Raw genomic sequence first — 6625 nt, forward strand, 5'->3', positions numbered from 1 at the left:
GCGCTTTAACCAGTCGTCTAGTACGTCAAACCACCCACGGCTTCTGGGCGCACGTCCTACTGCGATGGTCATGGATTGTATAATCCTCTTAATTTACTAAAATTGCGACTTTTCAAAGCAGCACGTTTTCACAGTGAATACAGTAAATATACTTTACTCACGCGCACCACGAGACTGCTTTCTTGGAATTAACGTTTTTTGACATTCGAGGCATGTCTAACTCAAAACGCGCCGATTCTCAATTATGAGAGCCAATGCCGCACTTAAGCTAAAGACCTTCAAGCTTTCGTCAAAACTCAAACCATACACCGATGAAAGCGATGTATAGTTTCTTAATCATTCTTAACATATCACACAGTTGGGTTTTATGCCTAATTCATACTTGTGAATTGTGTATAAAACGCAAATACTCTCTACTAATATCAATATCAGAAATTTTACAATTTGACACACGTTTTCTCAGAAAAGTTAAAATTTACGTTTTTTTACGCTCATAGAGATTAAACGTCATACCATATGCTCAACAGTCAAGACTTGGGTCGCCAACAACTTGCAAGAATTCCTTGTCCAGTGTCAGACTTAAAAAGGGAGTAATCACATACTAAGCGGTGAGAGTTAAATGACAGCTTCAACAACTATAGACAAGGGCGATTCGCCCAACGGCGATAACTCCGCATCCAAAATTTTAAATCTAAAGGTTTTAGGTTCTCGTAGGTTCAGTAATTACTGGTGGGCAAGCGTTGTTACCTTTGGTGCAACAGGGTTCCTACTTGCAGGTTTATCAAGTTACCTCAAAGTCAATTTACTTCCTGTCACCGATGCGACTCAACTGGTATTTATCCCACAAGGCATTGTGATGGGGCTATATGGTATTGCTGGTCTGCTTTTATCGCTTTACCTTTGGCTTGTTATATTATGGGATGTAGGTGCCGGTTATAACGAATTTAACCGCGAAACGGATAAAATTAAAATTTTCCGCTGGGGTTTCCCTGGTAAAAACCGCAAAATCGAGATCGACTGTTCTACTAAAGATATACAGTCGGTACGTGTCGAAATTAAAGAAGGTCTTAACCCACGTCGCGCGTTGTATTTGCGGATCAAAGGTCGTCGAGACATCCCCTTAACACGAGTTGGTCAACCTATCTCATTAAAAGATTTGGAAATTCAAGGCGCCAAATTAGCTAAATTCTTGAGCGTTCCTTTAGAAGGACTGTAGAATTTTGGATTGTGGATTTTGGATTCTGAATCTAAAATCCAAAATCCATATCATGTGCGAAGCAAAATCTAAAATTGTAAAATCTTTTGATACTAGGATTGATAAAAGCAGCGTGAAAATCCCTAAGTTTTTAATAGCGCTTATAGTTGTAGGTGCTTTGCTTGTAAGTGGGTGTACAACGCCACAAACAACTGCTGATACCTCAACTCAAACTTCAACAGCAGTCGAAGCGGGTACTACAACGACAGCTACAACAACAGCTGCCACAACAGAAGGCACTACAACTCAGACAACCTCTGTATCTCAAAATAGCGAAATCCCAGGTATGAACGATTTACCAAGACTTGAAGGAAAGGCAACGGTAGTGATGACCGTCAAAGGTGTACCTATCACTATCGAAGTTGACGGCACAAATGCTCCAATTACAGCCGGAAATTTTGTTGATTTAGTACAAAGAGGCGTTTACGATGGTTTGTCTTTCCATCGAGTTGTACGCAGTCCCCAACCTTTCGTAGTTCAAGGTGGCGACCCTCAAAGTAAAGACCCTCAATTTCCAGCTTCTCGCTTGGGAACAGGTGGTTTTATCGATAAAAATACCAACAGCGAACGACGCATCCCATTAGAAATCAAGCCTAAAGGTTCGGATGCACCAATTTACGGTAAAACTCTTAAAGACGCAGGCGCCAATCAACCCCCTGTACTTACCCACAAATTAGGTGCCGTTGCAATGGCACGTTCACAAATGCCAGACTCCGCGTCTTCCCAGTTTTACTTCGCTTTAGCAAATCTTGAATTCCTTGATGGCTCTTATGCTGTTTTCGGTAACGTCACCCAAGGTATGGAAATCGTTGACAAAATTCAGCAAGGTGACCGCATCGACTCAGCTAAAGTCACACAAGGTGCTGAAAACTTGAAAAATGGTGGGAAGTAGGGTGTGTGACGCTACCAACAATTGTTAAACGAAGCTCGCATCTAGTAGCGTCACGCACCTTACTCCGGTGCTTCGTTTCATAATTGTGATGGCGCCGTACAATTGGCTTCGGTGCATGGCGCGACTCGGTTATTGGCTTCGTTTCATAATTGTGATGGCGCCGTACAATTGGCTTCGGTGCATGACGCGACTCGGTTATTGGCTTCGTTTCATAATTGTGATGGCGCCATACAACCTCTTCGGTGCATGACGCGACTCGGTTATTGGCTTCGTTTCATAATTGTGATGGCGCCGTACAATTGGCTTCGGTGCATGACGCGACTCGGTTATTGGCTTCGTTTCATAATTGTGATGGCGCCATACAACCTCTTCGGTGCATGACGCGACTCGGTTATTGGCTTCGTTTCATAATTGTGATGGCGCCGTACAATTGGCTTCGGTGCATGACGCGACTCGGTTATTGGCTTCGTTTCATAATTGTGATGGTGCCGTACAATCGGCTTCGGTGCGTGACGCCACTCGATTATTAGCTTCGTTTCATAATTGTAATAGCGTCACACACCCTACTTATGGATTCTGTGGTAATAACTGGTATCGGTTTAACTTCGGCATTAGGTGAAACTAGTGAAACTAGTTGGCAAAATCTAATCGCTCTTAAAACCGGAATTAGTTTACAGCAGCCATTTTCAGAAATTGAAGTACGTCCTCTGGCAATGATTACATCTCAACCAGTTGAGTTAACTAAACTAACTCAACTGGTTGTTTCTGAAGCACTTCGTGATGCTGGTTTGGCGCCACCTTTGATCGATTGTGGTGTAGTTATTGGTTCGAGTCGCGCGTATCAAGCAACATGGGAAAAAATGCTGCCTGATATGTACCAAAATATGCACACAGGTGCCTGGGGTCATAATTGGCTTAATAGCCTGCCTCATATGAATGCTGTTTCAGTCGCTCAAATTTGTGGTACTACTGGTATTGTTTTAGCTCCAATGGCTGCATGTGCAACTGGACTAATCGCTTTAATACAAGCAACTTTACTCATTCAAACTGGACAATGCCTACGTGTAATTGCTGGTGCCGTGGAAGCCCCTATTACACCTTTAACCATAACTGGATTTGCACGAATGGGTGCTTTGGCTAATTCAGGCGCCTATCCATTCTCCTCAACGCGCGAAGGTTTAGTCTTGGGTGAAGGAGGAGCAGTATTTATTCTAGAATCCGCAAAACTCGCAAAACAGAGAAACGCTAAAATCTACGGTAAAATTCTTGGCTTTGCCTCAACTGCTAACGCTTATCATCCCAACTCACCAGAACCAAATGGGAAAATGGCAATCATTGCCATCAAGCAATCTTTACAGCGCAGCATCTTAAATCCAATCGACATTGACTACATTCACGCCCACGGTACCGCTACAATACTCAACGATGAAATCGAAAGCCGGATTATCAAACACATCTTTACACATAACCCATACGTTAGTTCTACTAAAGGCGCCACAGGTCACACAATTGGTGCTAGTGGTGCTTTAGGTGTAGCTTTTTGTCTACTAGCTTTAAAAAATCAGATTCTACCTCCATGTACTGGGTTACAGGAAACTGACTTTGATTTGAATTTTGTTGAGAAAGCACAACCAAGTCGCATTGAACGAACGATGTGCCTAAGTTTTGGGTTTGGTGGCATAAACGCAGTCGTTGTATTGGGAAGTTAATTACACAAAAATTAAATATTTGATCATGTACTTAATGAGATATTTTTTGTGATGAGAGAAATTTAGTGATCAGAAAATGTTAATCAACTACTCAGAATATCTTATACATCGACAATGGATGAGACTAGCTTTACAATTAGCTCAAACTGCGGGCGAACATGGTGATATTCCTGTAGGGGCAGTAATAATTAATTCCAATGGAGAATTAATTGCACAAGGTGAAAATAGAAAAGAACGCGACCAAGACCCTACTGCCCATGCGGAAATAATCGCTTTGAGAGCAGCAGCGCAAAAGTTACAAACTTGGCGCCTTTCAGAATGTATTCTCTACGTCACCCTCGAACCTTGCCCGATGTGCGCGGGTGCAATTGTACATGCCCGTATAGGGGTTGTTGTATACGGAGTAGATGACCCGAAAACTGGCGCGCTGCGTACAGTTTTGAATATCCCTGACAGTGCGGCTTCTAATCATCGTAGTTGTGTAATTGGAGGCATTCTAGAGTCAGACTGCCGAGAGATGCTACAAACGTGGTTTGATGCTAAACGACATAGAGTTAACTAAGGGGACAGAGGCGAAACTGTCCAGCTGGTGTGACAAAAATTAGGAAAGAAAATCTACGGTGTATTTAATGAAAGTTTTTATCACACCCTACCCAACATTCCTGTGCCACCGTTATGACCGAATTTGATTGTTCTTCGCATAAAAAGCCTTATAATCCCGTTAAAAGTGCTGAATATCCGACTGGTGAGTCTACCAATACGAATACCACAACCTCGCGCGTTTCTCCGGTTTTAAGCTTTTTGGCATACCTGTTGGGGCGCCATGTACTTCTACCTTTGTTTTTCGGACGAATTTCTATCACCGGACAACAACACATTCCTACCCACGGTCCAGTAATTCTCGCTCCTACCCATCGGTCAAGGTGGGATGCATTAATCGTTCCGTATGTTGCAGGACGCTGTATTACAGGACGTGACCTTCGATTTATGGTAGCTGTAACTGAATGCCGAGGATTGCAAGGATGGTTCATTCGACATTTAGGAGGTTTTCCTGTTAATCCCAACCACCCCTCAATAACCACTCTTCGTCATGCAGTCGATTTACTCGTTAGTGGTGAAACGCTGGTAATTTTTCCTGAAGGTGGTATTCGTAAGGGTAAACTTCACCCTCTAAAACCAGGAATCGCACGTTTGGCTTTGAGCGCAGAATCTAATTATGCTGGCTTAGGAGTACAAATTATCCCCATCAGCATTGATTACAGCGATACCAATCCAACTTGGGGCACTAATATCAATATCAATATTGGTAAACCAATACTAGCTGCCGACTATAAAATACACACCTCTAAACTTGGCGCCAAAATCCTTACAGCTGATTTAGCGTCTTCCTTACAACAACTAGGCCATCAGCAATCAATTTGCAACACTCACAGTTTTGCCGAAGCCACAAATATATGAATCAATAAAGCTAAATCCCCAATTTTAACTCCCAGTTATTAAGCCTTCCCAAATCTTGCGGTGCATAGTCAATTACCCAGAGAAACCAACGTCCTTTTGCTGGTATCCCAGTTAGTTGTGTTAACGCTGGCTGTGTTGTCAAAGTATAATTTGCGCTTAACTGGGAGCGACGACCCAAAGTCCGACTTTGTAATAAAACCCTTTGATTATTCGGTGATATTAAGTAAATTTCTAAATCCCCTAAAAAATCATGGGCAATGTCAACACCAACCTCAATGCTTTTAACCAAACTTGAGTCCTGTATTACTATTAAACTTTTCACTCCTTGTCGGTCGTTGTCAGGAATCGTCAATTGATTTTCATTTATCACCTTAATTTCTCTAACCGTTGAAGCCGGACTCAATGATTGCTGCTTTGCTGCTTGTACTGCACGCACGGCATTTATTTTCCCATATCCAAACCATTGTGAATGACCTAAAGTATTATAACTTCCGAATCGCATTCCTAACTGTGGGTCTGGGTCTGAGTCTACAATTTTATCGGCTGTTTCTTGTAAAATTTTCTTGACTTGTGGCGCCGTCAAGTTAGGGTTTGCTGACAATATTAACGCTGCGACTCCAGCCACAATTGGGGTTGCACTTGATGTTCCACCAAAATCACTCGTAAAATCACCTTTGTCGTATCCTGCTGCTCCTAATTGGTCGGTTGTAAGAACTCCCAAACCGGGTAGTGCAGTTGCAATTGGTGGTGTTGTATATACATATCCTGTTGTTTGAAACCACATTCCAGGGGGTGCATTATTACTAGGAGCGCATACAGAAATACCTGAACCCCAATTACTATAAGCTGCTTTTTTGCCTAAACTTGTTGTTGCCGATACGGTGATGACATCAGGATGTACCGCAAATCCACTAAGCCACTTTGTATTACCTGATAAAACATTTTTAACCCAATTCTTTTCTTCCAGTGTTCCATCGATAGGGCGATTTGCATTACCCGCAGCAAATAAAATTACACACCCTTTACCAGACCGTCCATTAGTTGCTGCCCGATTAATTGCCGCGCGCTGACGTAAAGACAAAGGGTAGTAAACCGCAGAGGCGCCCCAACTGCAAGAAATAACACTTGCTCCTTTTTCAATCGCCCAATCAAAAATTTTTTCGATAGACTCATAGGATCTGCTGCTCAATTTGGCCACTTTGCATCGCCCCCATGCTCAGCTTTGCTCCCGCCATCTGCTGCCACTGCCGCATCACTGTGAGGCACTTCATGCAGTCGTGACGATCTTCAAACGTCAAAACCCTCACATCT

At 42.8% G+C, this 6625-nt stretch carries 6 protein-coding genes and 1 pseudogene; 6 read left to right on the forward strand and 1 reads right to left on the reverse strand.

The genetic code is table 11. From position 1 onward, the window contains the following. Positions 1–619 precede the first annotated feature (619 nt). From AC2JBO_RS37145 to AC2JBO_RS37170, 6 genes are all read left to right on the forward strand, one after another. Positions 620–1216 (forward strand): photosystem I assembly protein Ycf4, encoded by a 597-nt coding sequence (locus AC2JBO_RS37145; protein WP_496958651.1) that lies wholly within the window; start codon positions 620–622, stop codon positions 1214–1216. A gap of 52 nt (positions 1217–1268) precedes the next feature. Beyond that, a complete protein-coding gene (locus AC2JBO_RS37150; RefSeq protein ID WP_496958652.1) occupies positions 1269–2147 on the forward strand; it encodes a peptidylprolyl isomerase in 879 nt (292 codons plus the stop codon). A 102-nt stretch (positions 2148–2249) separates the two neighbouring features. Next, positions 2250–2528, forward strand: coding sequence for a hypothetical protein (locus AC2JBO_RS37155; protein WP_496958653.1), 279 nt, complete (start codon positions 2250–2252; stop codon positions 2526–2528). A 188-nt stretch (positions 2529–2716) separates the two neighbouring features. After that, positions 2717–3856, forward strand: a complete 1140-nt coding sequence (locus AC2JBO_RS37160; RefSeq protein ID WP_496958654.1) for a beta-ketoacyl-ACP synthase — start codon at positions 2717–2719, stop codon at positions 3854–3856. A 76-nt stretch (positions 3857–3932) separates the two neighbouring features. Then, a complete protein-coding gene (gene tadA / locus AC2JBO_RS37165; protein ID WP_496958655.1) occupies positions 3933–4418 on the forward strand; it encodes a tRNA adenosine(34) deaminase TadA in 486 nt (161 codons plus the stop codon). 113 nt (positions 4419–4531) lie between these two features. Beyond that, the gene (locus tag AC2JBO_RS37170; protein ID WP_496958656.1) at positions 4532–5314 is read left to right on the forward strand and encodes a lysophospholipid acyltransferase family protein; all 783 of its coding nucleotides are present in this window, start codon (positions 4532–4534) and stop codon (positions 5312–5314) included. A 10-nt stretch (positions 5315–5324) separates the two neighbouring features. Here the strand turns inward: AC2JBO_RS37170 and AC2JBO_RS37175 are convergent. After that, positions 5325–6485: pseudogene (locus AC2JBO_RS37175) on the reverse strand (S8 family serine peptidase); the annotation flags it as partial. Positions 6486–6625 lie beyond the last annotated feature (140 nt).

The organism is Calothrix sp. CBUCES-K 9914 (genome assembly GCF_059640475.1).